General features: G+C 65.3%; 1 protein-coding gene. It reads right to left on the bottom strand.

The genetic code is table 11. From position 1 onward, the window contains the following. Nucleotides 1-186 precede the first annotated feature (186 nt). Entirely contained in the window at nucleotides 187-2,898 is a 2,712-nt protein-coding gene (gene ppc, locus AC13FW_RS07675; RefSeq protein WP_482988713.1) for a phosphoenolpyruvate carboxylase, read from the bottom strand. Between the last annotated feature and the right edge of the window lie 254 nt (nucleotides 2,899-3,152).

A 3,152-nucleotide genomic window follows, 5' to 3' on the forward strand; every position in this document is an offset into this window, starting at 1 on the left:
CCGAGCCCGGTAGTGCCGAGCCATGCTCGGCAGGGGCTGTACTAGTGAAGCCCCTTGCCGAGCATGGCTCGGCACTACGGTTGGGGATTGCTGGCGAAGCCTCTGCCGAGCATGGCTCGGCACTACGGTCGGGACTGCTGGTGAAGCCTCTGCCGAGCATGGCTCGGCACTACAGGCGCAACTGCCTCAACCGGTGTTCTGCACGCCTTGCGATACGCCGTTCACGCAGGCCACCAGCGCGCGCAGCAGACCTTCATCTTCGCGATCACTTGCGCGCCAGCGCTGCAGCAGGTCCACCTGCAGGATGCTGATCGGGTCGATGTAGGGATTGCGCAGGCGGATCGACAGCGCCAGCCTCGGGTCCTGTTCCAGCAGCTCCTGCTGGCCACTCAGACGCTTCACCCAATGCGCGGTCAGCGCCAGCTCCTCGCGTATCCGTGGGAAGAACTGCTCGTGCAGCGGCCCGGCCAGCTTGGAGAACTGCTCTGCGATGTGGATGTCGCCCTTGCTCAACACCATCGACATGTCATCGAGGAAAGTCTCGAAGAACAGCCAATCGTGCGCCATCTCACGCAGGGTCTGTTCATGCCCTGCATCTGCCGCGGCCTGCAGGCCACTGCCGACACCGAACCAACCCGGAATCACCGCACGTGCCTGGCTCCACGCGAATACCCACGGGATCGCCCGCAGATTGCTCAACGCCGCATCCTGGCCCAGGCGCCGCGAAGGCCGTGAACCAAGCGTCATGCGTTCGATCACATCGATCGGCGTGGCTTGGCGGAAGTAATTCATGAACTGCGCATCGCCAACAAAGGCCCGATACGCCACTGAACTCTGCTCGGCGACCAAGGCCATCACTGGCTTCCACTGTTCTTCGCGCGGCTCGCTGGCGCGCGGACGCAGGCTGGCACGCAATACCGCGCCAGCGGATTGCTCCAGCGAGCGCAGCGCCAGCGCACGGATACCGTACTTGCGGTGGATCACCTCGCCCTGCTCGGTGACGCGCAGACGCCCACCGATGCTGCCACGCGGCGAAGCGTTCACCGCGTGCGTGGTCTTGGTGCCTCCACGGCTGATCGAGCCGCCGCGGCCGTGGAAGAAGGTCAGCTTGACGCCGAATTCCGCGGCCGTTTCCAGCAGCTCCACCTGCGCATGCTGCAGGCCCCAGCGCGAGGCGGCGATGCCGCCGTCCTTGCCGCTGTCCGAATAGCCCAGCATCACCATCTGCACGTCATCACGCGCGGCCAGATGGGTGCGGTAGACCGGATCGGCAAGCAGATCACGCAGCGTAGCGGTGCCGCGCTGCAGATCGTCGACGGTTTCGAACAACGGCGCGATGTCCAACGGCACTGCGCCATCCGCATCGACCAGACCACCACGACGCGCCAGCGCCAGCACCGCGAGCACGTCGCCGCGATCATGTGCCATCGAGATGATGTAGCTGCCCAAGGCATCGGCACCGTGACGACGGCGTGCATCAGCCAATGCAGCGAACACCTTGTCCAGTCGCTGCCCGGCTTCATCCTCGCCACGCCCCAGCACTTCGGTGCCTGCGGCGTACGGCGACAGCAACTGCGCCCGCGCCGCATCGTCCAGCGCGTCAAATGCCTCCTGCCCGCCCAGCACCTCGGCCAGCGCGCGCGAATGCACACTGGATTCCTGGCGCACATCCAGGCGCGCCAGATGGAAACCAAAGGTACGCACGCGCCACAGCAGACGCCGCACCGAGAACCAACCAGCGTGCTTGCCCTTGTTGGCCTCGAGGCTGTCGAGGATGAGCTGGATGTCGTGGATGAACTCTTCCGGTGACGCATATGCACCCGGAGCGTCTTCCAATGTCGCCTGCAGACGCGCGCGCATGCGGTCGTTGAGCAGGCGGTACGGCATGTCGGCATGACGCGGGCGCGACTTCACCTGCGGCAGCAGTTGCTGGTACTCCTGCACACGCGCCTGAACTTCAACACTGACGCCAACCAGTTCGGTCGATTGGCTGAGCAGGCTGGCCAGCGCCACCATGTCTTTCAGGTACAGGCCGAGCACCGCGCTGCGCTGAGCGTTCAAGGTGTTGGTGATGGTGCCGGCATCCACGTTCGGATTGCCGTCCATGTCGCCACCCACCCAGGTGCCGAAGCGCAGCAGGCGCGGCAACGGCAGGGTTCGGCCCCAGGTGTCGCGCAGTGCCTGTTCCAGCGATTCGTAGAACACCGGGATGACCCGGTACAGCACGCGGGTCAGGTAGAAACCGACATGCTCACGCTCGTCGTCCACGGTCGGGCGCACCGGCGAGGAGTCGGCGGTCTGCCAGGAGGCGGTCAAGGCCATGCGGAAACGTGCGGCATCGGCAGCCTGCTCGCCGGGCGTGCGCTGACCGTCGAGGTTGTCGACCAACGCGGCAACCATCAGTTGTTCTTTTTCCAGCAACGCGCGGCGCACGGCTTCGGTCGGGTGCGCGGTGAATACCGGCTCGATGTCGATCTGCGGCAGCCACTGCGCCAGTTCTTCCGGCGTCACGCCCTGCGCCTTCAGCGCAAGCAAGGCGTCATGCAGGCCTTCCGGCTGCGGGCGTTTGGTGCCTGCGCGCTGGTAGTCACGACGGCGGCGGATGCGATGCACGCGCTCGGCGATGTTGACCACCTGGAAGTAAGTGCTGAAAGCGCGCACCAGCGCTTCGGCATCGCGCGGCGAACGTCCGGCCAGCTGCGCGCTGAGCGGAGCCAACGGCGCCTGGCTTTCACGACGGGCAATCGCCGCCGTGCGCACGTCCTCCACCTCGTCGAGGAAACCGGGCGACACCTGTTCGGAAATCAGATCACCAACCAGTGTGCCGAGGCGGCGCACATCGTCGCGCAGTGGCAGGTCGGGGGTGGCGAAGACAACGCTGCTGCGGTACTCGTTCATCGAAGACGTAGAGCCTGGAGAGCGGAAACCCGTCAAGCCTACCGCAAAAATCAGCACAATTTTGCAGTGCACCAAGCCTGAAACAGTTGCATTTGTATGTTGTCTGGCAGCTGTCCTTTTGGACAGAAAGGTGCGCAGGATCAGTCAATTCGAGGACATGACGATACAGCGCTTCACCTGTAGTGGGGGGGCCGGGGGGGGGGCGGGGGCAAAACGCCGGGGCCCGCCCCGGCACCGGCGGGCCGGGCCTCGGG

The organism is Stenotrophomonas sp. 21LCFQ19 (genome assembly GCF_056861425.1).

What these genes read in the sequence shown, in the direction of transcription:
- ppc (WP_482988713.1), bottom strand. Translation starts at nt 2,898, where the DNA reads ATGAACGAGTACCGCAGCAGCGTTGTCTTCGCCACCCCCGACCTGCCA.